Consider the following 16,372-nt stretch of genomic DNA (forward strand, 5'->3'; position numbering starts at 1 on the left):
CGGTCTGACTTGGCGCTTTAGCGCCTAGTCAGACCCCATGCAAAGCTGTCGGTCGGACCTGGCGCTTCAGCGCTTAGTCCGGCCCCATGCAAAGCTGTCGACCGGACTTGGCGCTTCAGTACCTAGCCCGGCCCCATGCAAAACCATCAATTCACGCGACGAAACACCGTCGTCCCGCCGCGCACGACCTGCTCGCACAGCGGCCGACCGATCCAGTAAGCCAGCTCCGACAGCGAACCGACCGACCACACCGCGAAGTCGGCGCGACGGCCGACCTCGAGCGCGCCGTGTGCATCCGCCCGGCCGAGCGCCGCGGCCGCATGGCGCGTGACGCCCTGCAGCACCTCGGGCACCGTCATGCGGAACAGCGTGCAGGCGAGATTCATCGTCAGCAGCAGCGATTCGAGCGGCGACGTGCCCGGATTGTGATCGGTCGCGAGCGCGATCGGCACGCCGTGCTTGCGCAGCAGTTCGATCGGCGGCAATTGCGTTTCGCGGATGAAGTAATACGCACCGGGCAGCAGCACGGCGACCGTGCCGGCCGCCTTCATCGCCTCGATACCGGCTTCGTCGAGAAACTCGAGGTGATCGGCGGACAGCGCGCGATAACGCGCGGCCAGCGCGGTGCCGCCCGCATTCGACAACTGCTCCGCGTGCAGCTTCACGGGCAGCCCGCGACGCGTCGCGGCCACGAAGACGCGCTCGGTCTGCGCGAGCGAAAAGCCGATGCGCTCGCAGAACACGTCGACCGCGTCGACGAGGCCTTCGCCGGCCAGCGCCGGCAGCATCCGGTCGCACACTTCGTCGATGTACGCATCCGCGCGGCCCGCGTATTCGGGCGGCAGCGCATGCGCGCCGAGGAAGGTCGTGTAGACCGACACCGGGAAGCGTTCGCCGAGCTGGCGCGCGACGCGCAGCATCTTGCGCTCGCTCGCGAGGTCGAGCCCGTAGCCCGACTTGATCTCGATCGCGGTCACGCCTTCGGCAAGCAGCGGCTGCAGCCGCGCAGCGGCCTGCACGAACAGCGTGGTCTCGTCGGCCGCGCGCGTCGCGCGCACCGTCGACACGATCCCGCCGCCCTGCCGCGCGATTTCCTCGTAGCTGACGCCTGCGAGGCGCTGCGCGAATTCGTCGGCGCGCGTGCCGCCGTAGACGAGGTGCGTATGGCAGTCGACGAGGCCCGGCGTCACCCACGCGCCGCGCAGATCCTCGCGCTGCCAGTGTGCATAACCGTGCGGCAGCTCGCCGAATGCGCCGAGCCACACGATCGTGCCGGTTTCGTCGACGGCGATCGCCGCATCGTCGATCGTTTCGTCGGGATGGCCGTGCGCGCACAGCCTCAGGTGATGCCAGACAGTCGGTTTCATGCGTTCAGTCTCGTTCGCCGACGGCAAGCGATACGGCCAGCAGCGCGCCGCCACCGCTCACGACGACGTCAAGCGCACGCAGCGGCCCGTCGAGCCGCAGCGTGTCCATTTCTTCCAGTGCGTAGCGCGCGCCGGCGACCGCGACGTCGACGGCGCCCGTAGCGCAATGCAGCAGCACGGTATCGGCGCGCTCGATGCGATGCGTGCCCGCGCGCCACACGTCGAGCGTGCCGCGCGCGGCCGAACGGCGCGTCATCAGGTTGAAGTCGCGGGTCGGCCCGTCGTGCAGCGTCGCGTCGATCGCCGTTTCGCCGGCGAAGTCCGCGCGCGCGAGCGGCGCATCGAGCACGTGGCGCGCGCCGTCGGCCGCCGCGAGCGTCATGCCCGCGCCGGACAGCAGCACCAGCGTGCGGTCGATTCCGTCGAAGCGCGAGAACGGCCCGGCCGCGCCGACGTCCGCGACGCTCACGCGCCATGCGAACGCATCGAGCGCGGCGCCGGGCGGAAACGCGGCGATCTCGCGCGTCACGCCGCCGCCATTCTTCCACGGCGACGCGACGAGATCCGCCGCGCGGGTCTGCGCGGCGGTCACGGGCGCCTGGTCGAGCGCCGTCATGCTCAGCGACCGAGCATCGGCAGCTTCAGGCCGGCTTCGCGGGCCGTCTGCTGCGCGAGTTCGTAGCCGGCATCCGCATGGCGCATCACGCCCGTCGCCGGGTCGTTCAGCAGCACGCGACCGAGACGCTCGTGCGCGTCGGCCGTGCCGTCGGCGACGATCACGACGCCCGAGTGTTGCGAGAAGCCCATGCCGACGCCGCCGCCGTGGTGCAGCGACACCCACGACGCCCCGCCTGCCGTGTTCAGCAGCGCGTTGAGCAGCGGCCAGTCGCTGACCGCGTCCGAGCCGTCCTTCATCGATTCGGTCTCGCGGTTCGGGCTCGCGACCGAACCCGTGTCGAGGTGGTCGCGGCCGATCACGATCGGCGCCTTCAGCTCGCCGTTCTTCACCATCTCGTTGAACGCCTGGCCGAGGCGATAGCGATCCTTCACGCCGACCCAGCAGATCCGCGCCGGCAGGCCCTGGAACGCGATGCGCTCGCGCGCCATGTCGAGCCAGTTGTGCAGGTGCGGATCGTCGGGGATCAGCTCCTTCACCTTCTGGTCGGTCTTGTAGATGTCTTCCGGATCGCCCGACAGCGCGACCCAGCGGAACGGCCCCTTGCCTTCGCAGAACAGCGGACGGATATACGCCGGCACGAAGCCCGGGAAGTCGAACGCGTTCTCAACGCCCATTTCCAGCGCCATCTGGCGGATGTTGTTGCCGTAGTCGAGCGTCGCCGCGCCGCGTTCCTGCAGCGTCAGCATCGCGCGCACCTGCGCGGCCATCGACTGCTTCGCGGCCTTCACGATGCTTTGCGGATCGACCTTCTGCGCTTCGCGCCATTGCGCGACGGTCCAGCCCTGCGGCAGGTAGCCGTTGATCGGGTCGTGTGCGCTGGTCTGGTCGGTCACGCAGTCCGGCGTGACGCCGCGCTTGACGAGTTCCGCGAACACGTCGGCCGCGTTGCCGAGCAGGCCGACCGACACCGGCTTGCCGGTGCGCTTCGCTTCCTCGATCATGCCGAGCGCTTCGTCGAGCGTCGTCGCCTTCTTGTCGACATAGCGCGTCTTCAGGCGGAAGTCGATGCGCGTCTCGTCGCATTCGACCGCGATCATCGAGAAGCCCGCCATCGTCGCGGCCAGCGGCTGGGCGCCGCCCATCCCGCCCAGGCCGCCCGTCAGGATCCAGCGGCCCGACGGGTCGCCGTTGAAGTGCTGGTTCGCGACCGAGAAGAAGGTTTCATAGGTGCCCTGCACGATGCCCTGGCTGCCGATGTAGATCCAGCTGCCGGCCGTCATCTGGCCGTACATCATCAGGCCCTTGCGGTCGAGCTCGTGGAAGTGGTCCCAGTTCGCCCAGTGCGGCACGAGGTTCGAGTTCGCGAGCAGCACGCGCGGCGCATCCTTGTGCGTGCGGAACACGCCGACCGGCTTGCCCGACTGGATCAGCAACGTTTCGTTTTCCTCGAGATCCTTCAGCGACGCGAGGATCTGGTCGTAGCATTCCCAGTTGCGCGCCGCGCGGCCGATGCCGCCGTACACGACCAGCGCGTGCGGATGCTCGGCGACTTCCGGGTCGAGGTTGTTCTGGATCATCCGGTAGGCCGCCTCGGCCAGCCAGGTCTTGCAGACTTTCTCGCTGCCGCGCGGGGCGCGGATCGTGCGCGTCGGGTCGAGACGGGGATCGATGTGTTTCGGATGGTTCATGACGACAGCTCCCGAAGGAAATGAAATATCAATAGGAATCAGAAATGCCCGGTGAAGCGATAACGGCTGCCGGGGTGCCACAGATTCGCCACCGAGGCGACGACGCCCTGCGACCAGGTGCGCCGATGTAAAACCAGACACGGCTCGACGTCGTCCATCCGCAGCTGCTCGCGCCGCTCGGGCGCCGGGGCCGCCGCTTCGATCCGGTATTCGACGCGCTGCAGCGGCGCCGCGCGCATCAGGTACTGGTTCGGCGTCGTGTTCGTGAAATCCTGCCGGGCGTAATCCGGCGCGACCGCCGGATTCACCCAACGCTCTTCGAGCTGGACCGGCTCGTCGTTCTCGAAGTGCAGCACCTGCGAATGAAACAGCTTCGCGCGCACGGCCACCTGCATCTCGTCGGCGAGCGCCTCGTCGGCGCGGACCGTCTCGAGACCGAGCACGCGGGCGTGGTACGCATGCCCGCGCGCGTCGACCTCCTCCGAGATGCTGCGGATCGCCACCAGCGTCGACTCGTACTTCGGCCGCGCGACGTAGGTGCCCGCGCCCTTCATGCGGGTCAGCACCTGCTCGGCCGTCAACTCGCGCAGCGCGCGGTTGACGGTCATGCGCGCGACCCCGAACTCGCGGGCCAGTTCGTTCTCGGACGGCACTTGGTCGCCCTCGGCCCACTCGCCGGCGTGGATGCGGCCCAGGATGAAATCCTTGATCTCCTGGTAGACCGGCGCGTTCATCGGCTTACTGTTCCGACGGGAACGAGAACGGCGCGACCTTCGCGAACGCACGCTCGCCGACGAGCTTCGCGATCACCGCGATGTCCGGTGCGAAGTAGTGGTCGAGCTCGTAGTGCGCGACCTTGCTGCGGATCGTTTCCATCACGCCCGCGAGCTTCGGGCTCGTGTGGTACGGCGCGCGCAGGTCGACGCCCTGGGCGGCGGCCAGCAGTTCGATCGCGAGGATGTGTTTGGTGTTATCCGCGATGTCGGCGAGCTTGCGCGCGGCGAAGGTCGCCATCGACACGTGGTCTTCCTGGTTCGCCGAGGTCGGCAGCGAGTCGACCGACGCCGGATGCGCGAGCGTCTTGTTTTCCGAGGCGAGCGCAGCGGCCGTCACGTGGGCGATCATGAAGCCCGAGTTCACGCCGCCATCCTTCACGAGGAACGGGGGCAGGCCCGACAGCGTCGCGTCGATCAGCAGCGCGATGCGGCGCTCGGCCAGCGCGCCGATTTCCGATGCGGCGAGCGCGAGATTGTCGGCCGCGAACGCGACGGGCTCGGCGTGGAAGTTGCCGCCCGACAGCACTTCGCCGGTATCCGGGAAGATCAGCGGGTTGTCCGACACGGCGTTCGCCTCGACCAGCAGCACGTCGGCCGCATGGCGCATCTGGTCCAGGCACGCGCCCATCACCTGCGGCTGGCAGCGCAGGCTGTACGGATCCTGCACCTTGTCGCAGTCGCGGTGCGACTGGTTGATCGGCGAGCCTTCGAGCAGTTCGCGATAAGCCGCGGCCGCGTCGATCTGGCCTTGATGGCCGCGCAGTTCGTGAATGCGTGCGTCGAACGGCTTCACCGAGCCGGCGGCCGCGTCGACCGACAGCGCGCCCGCGACCAGCGCGGTGCGGTACAGGTCTTCGATCGCGAACATGTTGTCGAGCGCCAGCGCGGTCGATGCCTGCGTGCCGTTCAGCAGCGCGAGGCCTTCCTTCGCCTGCAGCGTCAGCGGCGCGAGGCCCGCGACGCGCAGACCGTCAAGCGCGCTGGCGCGCTCGCCGCGGATGAACACTTCGCCGACGCCGAGCAGCACGGCCGACATGTGCGCGAGCGGCGCGAGGTCGCCCGATGCGCCGACCGAGCCCTTCACCGGGATCAGCGGCAGCACGTCGGCGTTGAACAGCGTGATCAGCGCGTCCATCACCTCGCGGCGGATGCCCGAGTGGCCGCGGCCGAGGCTCGACAGCTTCAGCGCCATCAGCAGGCGCACCGACGAGCGCGCCATCGGCTCGCCCACGCCGACCGCGTGCGACAGCACGAGGTTCTTCTGCAGCAGTTCGAGCTGGTCGTGCGGGATGTGCGTGCTGGCCAGGCGGCCGAAGCCCGTGTTGATGCCGTACGCCGGCTCGCCCTTCGCGGCGATGTCGGCGACGGCCTTCGCACCGGCGTCGATCTTCGCGAAGCTGGCCGGATCGAGCGCCAGCTGCACGGACTCGCGCGCGATCTGGCGCAGTTGCGGGAGGGTCAGGTGGCCGGGGGTAAGCGTGATCATGTGAGCAATCCTGTCTAGACAAGTTCGGGATGGATTGCAGTGTAGCCATCCGAACTTGTCTAGACAACCCGTTTTCGGCGATTTCGACTCAGGAGTTTCCCTGATGTCCGGCGCGGCCCGCCGGCTCGGCCCGCGGCACCGCGGGTTTAACAGATGTTGTATTTATTTTGTCTTTGGCAACATACGGATCACCATTCGCCTACGGAGCCCTGCCATGAACTTCCCGTCCCGGCTCGCCGCCCTGCTGGTCGCCGCCGGCGCACTCGCCGGCGCCGCCGCGCACGCCGCCGAACCGCTCTCGGGCACGCTCGAGAAGATCCGCCAGAACAACCTGATCTCGATCGGCCATCGCGAAACCTCGGTGCCGTTCTCGTACGTCGATGCGAGCGGCAAGGTGATCGGCTTCTCGCAGGATCTGTGCGACCGCGTGATCGCCGCCGTGAAGGCGCGCACCGGCAAGCCCGACCTGCAGGTGCGCTTCATTCCGGTCACCTCGCAGAACCGCATTCCGCTCGTGCAGAACGGCACCGTCGATCTCGAATGCGGCGTGACGACCAACCTCGCCGCGCGTCATGCACAGGTCGCGTTCTCGACGACCTTCTTCGTCGCGACGACGCGCCTGCTCACGCGCACCCAGTCCGGCATCCGCGACTTTCCCGATCTCGCCGGCAAGACGGTCGTGACGAACCAGGGCACGACGTCCGAACGCCTGCTGCGCAAGATGAACGAGGACAAGAAGATGAACATGCAGATCATCAGCGCGAAGGACTACGGCGAAGGACGCCTCACGCTCGAATCGGGCCGCGCGGCCGCGTACATGATGGACGACGTGCTGCTCGCGGGCGTGCGCCAGCTTGCCGCGAAGCCGGCCGACTGGCAGATCGTCGGCACGCCGCAGTCGTCGGAAGCCTACGGGTTCATGCTGCGCAAGGACGATCCGCAGTTCAAGGCGCTCGTCGACGGCGTGCTCGTCCAGTTGATGAAGCGCGGCGAGATCGACGCGCTGTACGACAAGTGGTTCATGAAGCCGGTGCCGCCGAAGGGGCTGTCGTTCGACTTCCCGATGAGCGACGTGATCAAGGCGCGCTACGCGGCGCCGAACGACATGCCGCTCGAATGAACGCCGGCGCCGCTCACGTGCGCGTCCACGCGACGCACGCCGCGTAGTCGGGCGCCGCGTCGAGCCACGCGGCGTCGAACGCGGCCACGCCGGCGGCGGGCGCGGCCGGCGCGACGATCGTCGTCGCGGGCGTTGCCGCGTCGCGCGGCGGCACGACCGCGAACGCGCCGAGCCCGCCGACGATGCCGGTGCCGAGCGCCTTGAGCAGCGCCTCCTTCGCGGCCCACACGCGCATGAACGCGGGTGCGCGCGCCGCGTCGGGCAGGCTGTCGAGATAGGCCGATTCGGCCGGCGTGCACACTTCGCGCGTGAGCGCACGCCAGTCGGTCGGGCGGCGGCACGATTCGATGTCGATGCCGACGCGGCCGGCGGGCGCCCACGCGATCAGCGCATGATCGCCCGAGTGCGACACGTTGAAGTCGAGCGACGTGCCATGCACGGCATCCAGCGACGGACGGCCCGACGCGTCGACGACGATCGAGACCGCATGCGGCGCGACGCCCAGCGCCGCGCCGAGCCGCTCGCGTAGCGCGGCGCGCGTCGCGGCGCTGCGCACCGCATCGTCGTGTCTCAGGTAGCGGGCGGCGCGCGCCCGCTCGGCGTCGCTCAGCGCCGCATACGCGGGCGACGCGAGCGGCACGTTCCAGTCGAAATCGATGCGGACGATCCGCACGCCGGCGCGGGACGCGGCAGGCGGCGCGTCGAGCGAATGCACGCGAAAGGCACGCGGCGTGTCGGCGGCAGAATCGGGAGCGAGCGGACGATGCATCGGCGGGCGGCGGGCTGTGACATGAAACGTCCGATGTTAATCGATCGCGCCGGTGCGCGATCCGGGTCGCGCGCCGCGACGCGCCGCTACCCGTTCGCGACGACGCCCGGCACGCCGACGCCCGTCGGCCGCGCGCGCCGCGCCGGATGGCGCGCATGCGCGTAGCCCGGCGCATCGGCCGGCAGCGCGCCGTGCTGCAGCCAGTACAGCGCGAGCGGCCATAGCGTGTCGGCAAAGCGGCTGTGGAAAAACGCGAAATGGCCGATCGCCTCGACGCCGATATCGCGCGGCGCGATCCGCCAGTGCGTGACGTCGCTGCCGGTGTAGTAGCCGACCAGCCGCTCGATCGCGCCGACGGTGCCGAATTCGTCGTCGTCGAGCCCGATCGCGAGCATCGGCGCGGTCAGTCGCGCGAAGCGCGCGGGCAGCGCGGCGCGGCTCGCGGCGGGTTCGGCCAGCAGCCCGCCGGTGTAGACGTCCTCGAAACGCGGCCGCGAGCGCGCCCACGACAGCGCGACGCCGCGCGGCGTGTCCTCCATCCAGCCGAGCCGCTTCGCGGGCACGTAGCCGAACACGGCCGCGAGCGCCGGCATCGCGACGTGCCACTTCCACCACATGCGCCGCCGCACGGCCGGCAGATAGTCGCGCCAGTATGCGTACTGCGAACCGACCGTCAGCACGTGCCGCACCTGCACGTTCGACGCGGCAAGCCCGAGCGCGAACCCGCCCACGCTGTGCGCGACCACGTCGAGCGGCTGCCCGGGAAACGCGTCGCGCGCGTATTGCAGCGCGGCCTCGCAGTCGAGCCGCCCCCAGTCGAGCCAGTTCGCCCGCAGCGCCGCGAGCCGCTCCGGACGCGACCCGCCGATGCCGCGATAGTCGTACACGAGCACGTCGCGCCCCTGCGCGAACAGCCAGGCCGCGAAACGGAAGTAGTAGTCGCAGCGCACCGAGGTCGCGCAATTGACGACCGTCACCGGCCGCCCCGCCGCGCCGCCGCGATGCCGCCAGACATGGCCGCGCAGCGCGTAGCCGTCGGCCGCGCGCAGCGTCACGGGTTCGGGCGGCAGCGCGCCCGTCGCCCGTTCGCCGCGCGCCGGCCCGCTTCCTTCATTCGAAATCGTCATCCTGTCTCCTGTCGATCGCGGTCGGAGCCTGCCGTCGATCCGTGCTTCATGCCCGATCGGGCCCGGCGCTGCAGCGCGCGGCCCGTTCGTCCGCCACGCGGCCCGTGCCCGCCGCCCGATGCGGGAACCGCGACGCACCGGCGCGCGGCCGCCCGCCTCCATTGAACTTGACGCGCGCCGCGTTCTCAACCAATCTTGCTGCTCCGTTCGCATGAGCCAGACGCATGTCAACGCCGCTCGTTCGTCTCCCGTCGCTGGACCTCGTCCGCGGCTTCGTCGCGGTCGGCCGCCGCATGAGCATCACGCTCGCCGCGCAGGATCTGTGCGTCACGCAGTCGGCGGTCAGCCGGCAGATCCATGCGCTCGAGGCCCATCTCGGCGTCGCGCTGCTGCGGCGCGGCTACCGGACCATCGCCTTCACGCCGGAAGGCGAGCGGCTGTTCCGCGCCGCCGATGCGGCGCTGCACAGCCTGCAGGACACCGTCGCGTCGCTCGCCGCCGCGCGCGAGCGCCAGCCGGTGACGATCACCGCCAGCATCGGCGTCACCGCGCTGTGGCTGCTGCCGCGACTCGGGCGCCTGCAGGCGCGCCTGCCCGAGATCGACCTGCGCGTGGCCGCGAACGACAAGGTACTCGATTTGCGCACCGAAGGCATCGATCTCGGGATTCGCTACTGCCCGCGCGATCGCGCGCCGCCCGGCGCGCTGCGCCTGTTCGACGAGGTCGTGCTGCCGGTCGCGCATCCGGCGCTCGCCGCACGAGCGCTCGTCGACGCCGCCGCGCTCGCCGACCACGTGCTGCTCGAGTTCGACGGGCCGCAGCAGCCCCACCTGCAATGGCGCACGCACCTGCACGCGGCCGGGCTCGGCGACGCGCGCCCGAAGGGCGTGCTGCGCTTCAACCAGTACGATCAGGTGATCCAGGCCGCGATCGCGGGCCAGGGCGTCGCGCTCGGACGGCTCGCGCTGGTCGCGCCGATGCTGTCCGACGGGCGGCTCGCGGTGCTCGGGCCGCGCCCGCGCGCGCAGCCCGATCCGTACGGCTACTGGCTGTTTCAGCACGATGCGGCGCCGCGGCGCGAAGTCGCCGAGGTGCGCGACTGGATGCTCGCGGAAGCCGCCGAATGCGATGCGATGATCCGCGCGCACGACGCGGCCCGGGACTGAACGCGCGTCGCTCGCCGTCACGCAGCAGAGAACGGCCGCCCGTCGTCTCGCATTCCCGCCACGCATGCGAACCTGACCGAATGATCGCTTGAGCGAGCGCCGGCCCGGTCGTCTAATCGGACCGGACGCGGCCCTTTCGCCGCGCGTTCATCCGGAGACCCGCATGACCCCGATCGAGCAAGACGTCCGACGCCGCTGGCTGCCCGTGCTCGCGGGCGGCCTCATCATGGGCGCCGCGCTCGGCATCCGCCACGTGCAGGGCCTGTTCCTCGCGCCCGTCACGCTCGATCATGGCTGGTCGCGCGAAGCGTTCGGCCTCGCGCTCGCGTTGCAGAACCTGATCTGGGGCGTCGCGCAGCCGTTCACCGGCATGATCGCCGACCGTTTCGGCTCGGTGCGCGTGATCGTGGTCGGGATGCTGCTGTACGCGGCCGGGCTCGTCACGATGGCGCATGCGACGTCGACCGGCACGTTTACGGTCGGCGCCGGGCTCGTGATCGGCATCGCGCTGTCGGGCTCCGCGTTCGCGTCGATCTACGGCGCGCTCAGCCGCCTGTTCCCGCCCGACCGGCGCGGCTGGGCGCTCGGCGTCGCCGGCGCGATCGGCGGGCTCGGCCAGTTCTGCATGGTGCCCGTCGCGCAGGAACTGATCGGCGGCATCGGCTGGCAGCATGCGTTCATTGCGCTGGCTGTCGTCGCGGCGCTGCTCGCGCCGCTCGCCGTGCTGCTGCGCGACCGCCCCGCCGAGGCTGCGGGCGCCGCCGCCGATGCCGATCAGTCGATCGGCGACGCGGTGCGCGAGGCGTTCGCGCATCGCGGCTTCTGGCTGCTCAATGCCGGCTTCTTCGCGTGCGGCTTCCAGCTCGCGTTCATCGCGACGCACCTGCCCGCCTACCTGCTCGATCACGGACTGCCGGCGCGCCACGCCAGCGTCGCGCTTGCGCTGATCGCACTGACCAACGTGGCCGGCACTTACGCGTGCGGTCATCTCGGCGGCCTGCTGCGGCGCAAGTACGTGCTGTCCGTGCTGTACCTCATGCGTGCGCTCGCGATGGCCGTGTTCGTCGCCGCGCCGCTGTCGCCCGCGAGCGTCTACGTGTTCGCTGCCGTGATGGGCTTCACGTGGCTCGGCACGGTGCCGCTGACCAACGGCGTGATCTCGCAGGTGTTCGGCGTGCGCTATATCGCGACGCTGTTCGGCTTCGTGTTCTTCGGGCACCAGCTCGGCAGTTTCTTCGGCGTGTGGCTCGGCGCGCTCGTGTACGACGCGATGCATTCGTACCTGCCGCTGTGGCTCGGCTCGATCGCGCTCGGCGTGCTGGCGGCGCTCCTGCATCTGCCGATCGACGACGCGCGCGTCGCGCGCCGCGCGCCGGGCGAGGCCGCGTGGGCATGATCCGCGCGACGCTCGCCGCCACCGCGCTCGCGTTCGTCGCGTGGTGCGGCGCCGCCTACTTCGATCCACACGTCGCGTTCGCGCTGCTCGAACACGTCGCGTTCTGCAATTGAAGGCGCGTGCCGCGCCGGCGTCGGGCTCAGCGCCGCTTCGGCAATGCGGCCAGCGCATCGAGCGCGCGACGACGCGCCGCGTCGTGCTCGACGAGCGGCGCCGGGTAATCGACGCCGAGCCGCACGCCGGCCGCTGCGAGTTCCAGCGGCGACGCCTGCCACGGCGCATGAATCGCCGCATCGTCGAGGCCCGCGAGCTCGGGCACCCAGCGCCGCACGTAGGCGCCGTGCGGATCGAACCGGCGGCCCTGCGCGACCGGATTGAAGATCCGGAAATACGGCGCGGCATCGGCGCCGCAGCCGGCCACCCACTGCCAGCTCGCCGCGTTGTTCGCGGGATCGGCGTCGACCAGCGTGTCCCGGAACCACGCTTCGCCCTCGCGCCAGTCGATCAGAAGATGCTTCGCGAGAAACGACGCGACGACCATCCGCACGCGGTTGTGCATCCAGCCCGTCGTCCACAGTTCGCGCAGGCCCGCATCGACGAGCGGATAGCCGGTCCGGCCGCGCTGCCACGCGCGCAGTGCGGCGGGATCGTCGCGCCACGGCATCGCGTCGAACTGCGCACGGAAGTTGTCGGTCGCGAGCGACGGGAAGTGATACAACAGCGCGTAGCTGAATTCGCGCCAGCCGAGCTCGCTCAGGAACTTGTCGGCACCTGCCGACCAGGCCGCGCCGCCCGCCTGCGCGGCCCCCTGGACCGCATGCCATACCTGCCGCGGCGACACGTTGCCGAAGCGCAGGAACGGCGACAGCCGGCTCGTCGCGGGCTGGTCCGGACGATCGCGCGCCCCCGCATAGCCGGCGAGCGACGCGCTCGCGAATGCGTCGAGCCGCGCGTGCGCGCCGGCTTCGTCGGGTGCGGGCCACGCGTCGCGCAAGCCGCCGGCCCAGTCCGGCGTGTGCGTGCGCAACGCGAGCGCGTCGAGCGTCAGCGCGCGTTCGCGCACGCTGTCCGGCCAGGAATGAAACACGATGTGCGCGGGTGCCGGCAGCGGCGCCTCGACGATACGGTCGCGGCGCGCCGCGCGCCAGTACGCGGTGAAGACCTGGAACGGCGCGCCGGCGCCGGTCAGCACCTCCCACGGCTCGTTCAGCAGGCTGCCGTTGCTGCTTTCGACCGCCAGCCCGCGCGCCTTGAGCGACGCCTTCAGCGCCGCATCGGCGTCGCGTTGCGGCTGCGCGTAGCGACGGTTCCAGTAGACCGCCGCCGCGCCCGTGTCGTGCGCGATGCGCTCGATCTCGTGCCGGGCGTCGCCGCGCAGCACCAGCAGGCGTCCGCCGTGACGCGCGAGCGCCGCGTCGAGCCCGGCCAACGAGCCGTGCAGCCACCAGCGCGCGGCGCCACCGAGCGGTCGCCCCGCGCCGGCGCCCGTGTCGTCGACGAACACGCAGACGAGCGGCCGGCCCGACGCGACCGCGCGCGTCAGCGCGGGCTGGTCGGTCAGGCGCAGATCGTCGCGGAACCAGACGATCGCAGGTGCAACGGACGACGGGACGGGCACGGGTACCTCGAGGCGGGAAGCGGAACGTGATGCGTATTGTCGCGGGTGCGCCGCACGGTGTCGACGTTCGATGGCTGCGGTGGCGCGCGGGTTCGCTTGACGGTCGGCAGGCGATCACGCCGCCACGCCAGACCGCGGTTTTCGTCGCGCGCGCCGGCCGCATGCGGCGCCGCCGCTTCCGGTCCGAGCCGGCCCCGTGAAACGCCTTAGTCCATTCCGACGATTTTTCGCGGCGCGCACCGGCCTACGCTCGATCCCGGGTTCGCCGCGATGCGCGGCGCACGTCGGCCGCCGCCGACGCAGCGCATCGCGCGACGCGCCCGCCAGGCGCGCCCGCGCCGCCGCCCGCCTCTGCGCGCCGGCCGGCGTCGGCGCAAACGCTTTCGATCGCTGCCCGCCCCGCCCGTGCGCGGACGCGTGCGCAGTCCCATCCGACACCGCCATGACCAAACCCGCCAATCTCGTCACCTCGATCACCGTCGACATCGACGCACCGGCTTCCGTCGTCTGGGAAGTGCTGACCGACTTCCCGCGCTACGGCGAATGGAACAGCTTCTGCGTCGGTCTCGAAACGACCGGCCGCCTCGGCGATTTCGTGCACATGCAGGTGCGCATCCCGGGCACCGACACCGTGATCCCCGTCAATGAAATCCTCGTCGCGTTCGAGCCCGAACGCCTGCTGTCGTGGGAACAGCGCCCGACCGACGACAACAAGGACGCCGCGCGCCGCGATCAGTACATCGAGGCCGACGGCGCCGAACGCTGCCGCTACTTCACGACCGACCAGTTCCTCGGCGTCAACGCCGACACCATCATGCAGAACCACGGCGCCTGGGTGCAGCAGGGCTTCGACCAGTGCGCGCGCGACGTGAAGCAGCGCGCGGAAACCCTGCATGCGGCGCGCAGCCGCAAAAGCGCATGACGGAGTCGCGCCGATGCCCGACCTGCAGACGCTGTCCGACCATCACGACATTCGCGAGCTGGTCGTCGCGTACTCGACCGCGATCGACGCGCGCGACTTCTATGCGCTCGACGCGGTCTTCACGCCCGACGCGGCGATCGACTATCGCGCGATGGGCGGCATCGCCGGCCGCTATCCGGACGTGAAGGCGTGGCTGCGCAGCGTGCTGCCGCAGTTTCCGCAGTACCAGCACATGGTCGGCAACCTGTCGATCCGGTTCGACGGCGACACCGCGCGCGGCCGCACGATCTGCTTCAATCCGATGGCGGTCGCGCTGCCGGACGGCGGCACCGAGGTGATGTTTCTCGGGCTGTGGTACGTCGACCGCTTCGTGCGCACCGCGCACGGCTGGCGCATTGCCGAGCGCGTCGAGGAGCGCTGCTACGACCACAACGTGCCGGCCGTGCTGGCCGACGCAACCGGCTGATCCTGCCGAGCCGGCCGGCGCGCGGCGCGTGCCGCGCGGCCGTCAGTCGAGGCGGAAGGCCGCCTCGAAACGCGCGGCGAACGCGTCGAACTCGGCTTCCGGCAGATGGTTGATGCCGCCCGCGCGCTTGCGTCCGCCGCCGGTCGGAAAACCGCGGCAGAATTCGTCGGCGCCGAGCGGCCGGCCGTCGGGCACGCGCACGCTGACGACCAGCCCGCCGTCCGCGCGCGGCGACAGCACCGCGAGCGCCGCATGCGGCGCGTTGCGCATGCGCTCGTTCGCGAGCATGCCGGTCGCGCGGCGCGCCCACGGATGATCGGGCATCCGGATCAGCGTCGCGCCCGGCACGTCGCGCCACGGTGCGAGCGCGCAGGCACGCGCCATGTCGTCGCGATAGCCGTCGCGCAGCGCGGCGAACACCGGCGTGTCGCGCACGAACGCCATCGGATCGGCGCACGGCAGCATCGCCTCGGCCAGCGCCGCGGGATCGAAGTGGAGGTCGCCGATACACTCGCCGTACGCGTTGTAGTTCAGATAAAGCCCCAGCTCGGCGAACAGGTCACGCTCGGCCGCGCCGATCCCGTGCTCGCGTGCGAGCGCGTCGCCGAGCGCCGGCAGTTCGTCGCCGAACGCCGCGACGATCGCCCAGCGCGCGTGCCGGCCGCCGAGATGGCGGTTCACGATCGCGCTCGTGCAAACGTCGGCCGACGTGTCGATATGCGCGACGAAGCACGGATCGCCGGGCAGCTCGCCCGCGAAGTGATGGTCGAAATAGCGGATCGTCACGCCGTCGCGCAGCAGCCGCGCGCATGCGTCGCGGTTCTGGTCGTGCGACACGTCGAGCACGGTGATGCGATCGCCGGCCCGTGCGTCGATCCGTTCGAGCAAGCGGATGTCGCGCTTCACGCCCGTCACGAGCGTGCCCTGCGCCCCTTCCGCGAGCCGCAGCTGCTGGAGCGCGCACAGACCGTCCGCGTCGCCGTTGAACGCGTAGAAGTGTCGTCCGTCGTGGTGTTGCTGCATGATCCGTGGCTCCATCGTCAGGGCATGAAATCGCCGCCGTTCGCGTCCAGCGTCGCGCCCGTCACCGCGTTCGCGTAATCCGACGCGAGGAACAGCGCGGCGCGCGCACAATCGTCGTCGGTCGGCAGCTTCGCGAGCGCGATATTCGATGCGATCGGCGCGATCAGTTGCGCTTCCGGCACGCCGTACTCGGCCGCGGCCTGCCGGAAATAGGTCTGCGTCGGCACGCCCCACATCCAGCCCATGTGGATGCTGTTCGCGCGAATGCCGTGCACGCCGAGCTCGCGAGCCAGGTATTTTGCCGCAACCGCGAGCGCGCCTTTGGACACAGCGTAGCCGGATTCCCCTGCAAAAGGCTTGCGGGTCGCCTGCGTGTTGATCATCACGATCGCGCCGCGCTTCTGCCGCTTCATGTGCGGCACGATTTCCTGCGTCAGCGCCATCGTGCCGAACACGTTGGTGTCGAACACCTCGCGCCAGCCGTCGAGGTCAGCCTCCTCAACGGGCTCGGGGAACGTGCCGTGCACGAATGCGCTGTTCACGAGCGCGTCGATCCGGCCGAAGCGCTCGACGGCCTGCGTCGCGAGCTGCCGGCATTGCGCGCGATCGGTGATGTCGGTCGCCACCTTCAGCACGTCGCAGTCGACGCCGAGCTCGGCGATCCGCGCCTGTGCATCGTCGAGCTTCTGCACGGTGCGCGCCGCGACGACGAGGCCGCGCGCGCCTTCGCGTGCCGCCTCGACGGCGAGCTTCACGCCGAGCCCCGGCCCGATCCCGGAAATCACGACGATCTTGTCCTTCAGCAACATGGCTTTGTCTCCTGGTTGTC

At 70.4% G+C, this 16,372-nt stretch carries 16 protein-coding genes; 6 read left to right on the forward strand and 10 right to left on the reverse strand.

Annotated elements, in window-relative coordinates; all coding sequences use genetic code 11:
• Positions 1-146 precede the first annotated feature (146 nt).
• The 5 genes from hutI to hutH are packed head-to-tail and all read right to left on the reverse strand — an operon-like array spanning position 147 to position 5,936.
• On the reverse strand, positions 147-1,367 hold the full coding sequence (hutI, locus tag WS57_RS29620; protein WP_069245217.1) for an imidazolonepropionase: 1,221 nt from the start codon (positions 1,365-1,367) through the stop codon (positions 147-149).
• 4 nt (positions 1,368-1,371) lie between these two features.
• Positions 1,372-1,983, reverse strand: coding sequence for a HutD family protein (locus tag WS57_RS29625; RefSeq protein WP_069245218.1), 612 nt, complete (start codon positions 1,981-1,983; stop codon positions 1,372-1,374).
• A 2-nt stretch (positions 1,984-1,985) separates the two neighbouring features.
• Complete coding sequence (hutU, locus tag WS57_RS29630) at positions 1,986-3,674, reverse strand: urocanate hydratase (protein WP_040127796.1); 1,689 nt, start codon at positions 3,672-3,674, stop codon at positions 1,986-1,988.
• A 38-nt stretch (positions 3,675-3,712) separates the two neighbouring features.
• Positions 3,713-4,408: a histidine utilization repressor gene (gene hutC, locus WS57_RS29635; RefSeq protein WP_009689679.1), complete on the reverse strand. Its 696-nt coding sequence runs from the start codon at positions 4,406-4,408 to the stop codon at positions 3,713-3,715.
• Between the two features lie 4 nt (positions 4,409-4,412).
• Entirely contained in the window at positions 4,413-5,936 is a 1,524-nt protein-coding gene (gene hutH / locus WS57_RS29640) for a histidine ammonia-lyase (protein ID WP_040127797.1), read from the reverse strand.
• 214 nt (positions 5,937-6,150) lie between these two features.
• On the opposite strand from hutH, the gene WS57_RS29645 reads away from it, so the two are divergent.
• Positions 6,151-7,056 (forward strand): glutamate/aspartate ABC transporter substrate-binding protein, encoded by a 906-nt coding sequence (locus WS57_RS29645; protein WP_009689681.1) that lies wholly within the window; start codon positions 6,151-6,153, stop codon positions 7,054-7,056.
• A 13-nt stretch (positions 7,057-7,069) separates the two neighbouring features.
• On the opposite strand, the gene WS57_RS29650 is transcribed toward WS57_RS29645, so the two are convergent.
• Both WS57_RS29650 and WS57_RS29655 read right to left on the reverse strand, forming a co-directional pair.
• Positions 7,070-7,825 carry a 4'-phosphopantetheinyl transferase family protein gene (locus tag WS57_RS29650; protein ID WP_069245219.1) on the reverse strand — a complete coding sequence of 252 codons (756 nt, stop codon included), beginning with the start codon at positions 7,823-7,825 and terminating at the stop codon, positions 7,070-7,072.
• Between the two features lie 86 nt (positions 7,826-7,911).
• Positions 7,912-8,952: an alpha/beta fold hydrolase gene (locus WS57_RS29655; RefSeq protein ID WP_069245220.1), complete on the reverse strand. Its 1,041-nt coding sequence runs from the start codon at positions 8,950-8,952 to the stop codon at positions 7,912-7,914.
• 224 nt (positions 8,953-9,176) lie between these two features.
• On the opposite strand from WS57_RS29655, the gene WS57_RS29660 reads away from it, so the two are divergent.
• The 3 genes from WS57_RS29660 to WS57_RS38220 all read left to right on the forward strand — a co-directional run bounded on the left by WS57_RS29660 (position 9,177) and on the right by WS57_RS38220 (position 11,627).
• Positions 9,177-10,118 carry a LysR substrate-binding domain-containing protein gene (locus WS57_RS29660; protein ID WP_069245221.1) on the forward strand — a complete coding sequence of 314 codons (942 nt, stop codon included), beginning with the start codon at positions 9,177-9,179 and terminating at the stop codon, positions 10,116-10,118.
• A 163-nt stretch (positions 10,119-10,281) separates the two neighbouring features.
• Complete coding sequence (locus tag WS57_RS29665) at positions 10,282-11,514, forward strand: MFS transporter (protein ID WP_069245222.1); 1,233 nt, start codon at positions 10,282-10,284, stop codon at positions 11,512-11,514.
• Positions 11,505-11,627: a hypothetical protein gene (locus WS57_RS38220; RefSeq protein ID WP_060246505.1), complete on the forward strand. Its 123-nt coding sequence runs from the start codon at positions 11,505-11,507 to the stop codon at positions 11,625-11,627. Before WS57_RS29665 ends, WS57_RS38220 begins: the two co-directional genes overlap by 10 nt.
• A gap of 26 nt (positions 11,628-11,653) precedes the next feature.
• Here the strand turns inward: WS57_RS38220 and WS57_RS29670 are convergent, their stop codons facing one another.
• Positions 11,654-13,132: a cryptochrome/photolyase family protein gene (locus WS57_RS29670; protein ID WP_069245223.1), complete on the reverse strand. Its 1,479-nt coding sequence runs from the start codon at positions 13,130-13,132 to the stop codon at positions 11,654-11,656.
• 442 nt (positions 13,133-13,574) lie between these two features.
• Here WS57_RS29670 and WS57_RS29675 point away from each other — a divergent pair, with 442 nt between their 5' ends.
• Together WS57_RS29675 and WS57_RS29680 are read left to right on the forward strand one after the other, a co-directional pair.
• Positions 13,575-14,054: an SRPBCC domain-containing protein gene (locus tag WS57_RS29675; RefSeq protein WP_009692808.1), complete on the forward strand. Its 480-nt coding sequence runs from the start codon at positions 13,575-13,577 to the stop codon at positions 14,052-14,054.
• A 13-nt stretch (positions 14,055-14,067) separates the two neighbouring features.
• Positions 14,068-14,520, forward strand: coding sequence for a nuclear transport factor 2 family protein (locus tag WS57_RS29680; protein ID WP_069245224.1), 453 nt, complete (start codon positions 14,068-14,070; stop codon positions 14,518-14,520).
• Between the two features lie 42 nt (positions 14,521-14,562).
• Here WS57_RS29680 and WS57_RS29685 read toward each other — a convergent pair whose 3' ends face one another.
• Together WS57_RS29685 and WS57_RS29690 are read right to left on the reverse strand one after the other, a co-directional pair.
• Entirely contained in the window at positions 14,563-15,543 is a 981-nt protein-coding gene (locus WS57_RS29685; RefSeq protein WP_069245502.1) for an acetyltransferase, read from the reverse strand.
• Positions 15,544-15,560: 17 nt separating this feature from the next.
• Complete coding sequence (locus WS57_RS29690) at positions 15,561-16,352, reverse strand: SDR family oxidoreductase (protein WP_069245225.1); 792 nt, start codon at positions 16,350-16,352, stop codon at positions 15,561-15,563.
• Positions 16,353-16,372 lie beyond the last annotated feature (20 nt).

Origin of the sequence: Burkholderia pseudomultivorans, assembly GCF_001718415.1 — a bacterium.
GTDB classification, from domain to species: Bacteria; Pseudomonadota; Gammaproteobacteria; order Burkholderiales; family Burkholderiaceae; genus Burkholderia; species Burkholderia pseudomultivorans_A.

What these genes read in the sequence shown, in the direction of transcription:
- hutC (WP_009689679.1), bottom strand. Translation starts at nt 4,408, where the DNA reads ATGAACGCGCCGGTCTACCAGGAGATCAAGGATTTCATCCTGGGCCGC.
- hutU (WP_040127796.1), bottom strand. Translation starts at nt 3,674, where the DNA reads ATGAACCATCCGAAACACATCGATCCCCGTCTCGACCCGACGCGCACG.
- WS57_RS29675 (WP_009692808.1), top strand. Translation starts at nt 13,575, where the DNA reads ATGACCAAACCCGCCAATCTCGTCACCTCGATCACCGTCGACATCGAC.
- WS57_RS29690 (WP_069245225.1), bottom strand. Translation starts at nt 16,352, where the DNA reads ATGTTGCTGAAGGACAAGATCGTCGTGATTTCCGGGATCGGGCCGGGG.
- hutI (WP_069245217.1), bottom strand. Translation starts at nt 1,367, where the DNA reads ATGAAACCGACTGTCTGGCATCACCTGAGGCTGTGCGCGCACGGCCAT.
- WS57_RS29655 (WP_069245220.1), bottom strand. Translation starts at nt 8,952, where the DNA reads ATGACGATTTCGAATGAAGGAAGCGGGCCGGCGCGCGGCGAACGGGCG.
- WS57_RS29685 (WP_069245502.1), bottom strand. Translation starts at nt 15,543, where the DNA reads ATGCAGCAACACCACGACGGACGACACTTCTACGCGTTCAACGGCGAC.
- WS57_RS29665 (WP_069245222.1), top strand. Translation starts at nt 10,282, where the DNA reads ATGACCCCGATCGAGCAAGACGTCCGACGCCGCTGGCTGCCCGTGCTC.
- WS57_RS29680 (WP_069245224.1), top strand. Translation starts at nt 14,068, where the DNA reads ATGCCCGACCTGCAGACGCTGTCCGACCATCACGACATTCGCGAGCTG.
- WS57_RS29660 (WP_069245221.1), top strand. Translation starts at nt 9,177, where the DNA reads ATGTCAACGCCGCTCGTTCGTCTCCCGTCGCTGGACCTCGTCCGCGGC.
- hutH (WP_040127797.1), bottom strand. Translation starts at nt 5,936, where the DNA reads ATGATCACGCTTACCCCCGGCCACCTGACCCTCCCGCAACTGCGCCAG.
- WS57_RS29625 (WP_069245218.1), bottom strand. Translation starts at nt 1,983, where the DNA reads ATGACGGCGCTCGACCAGGCGCCCGTGACCGCCGCGCAGACCCGCGCG.
- WS57_RS29645 (WP_009689681.1), top strand. Translation starts at nt 6,151, where the DNA reads ATGAACTTCCCGTCCCGGCTCGCCGCCCTGCTGGTCGCCGCCGGCGCA.
- WS57_RS29650 (WP_069245219.1), bottom strand. Translation starts at nt 7,825, where the DNA reads ATGCATCGTCCGCTCGCTCCCGATTCTGCCGCCGACACGCCGCGTGCC.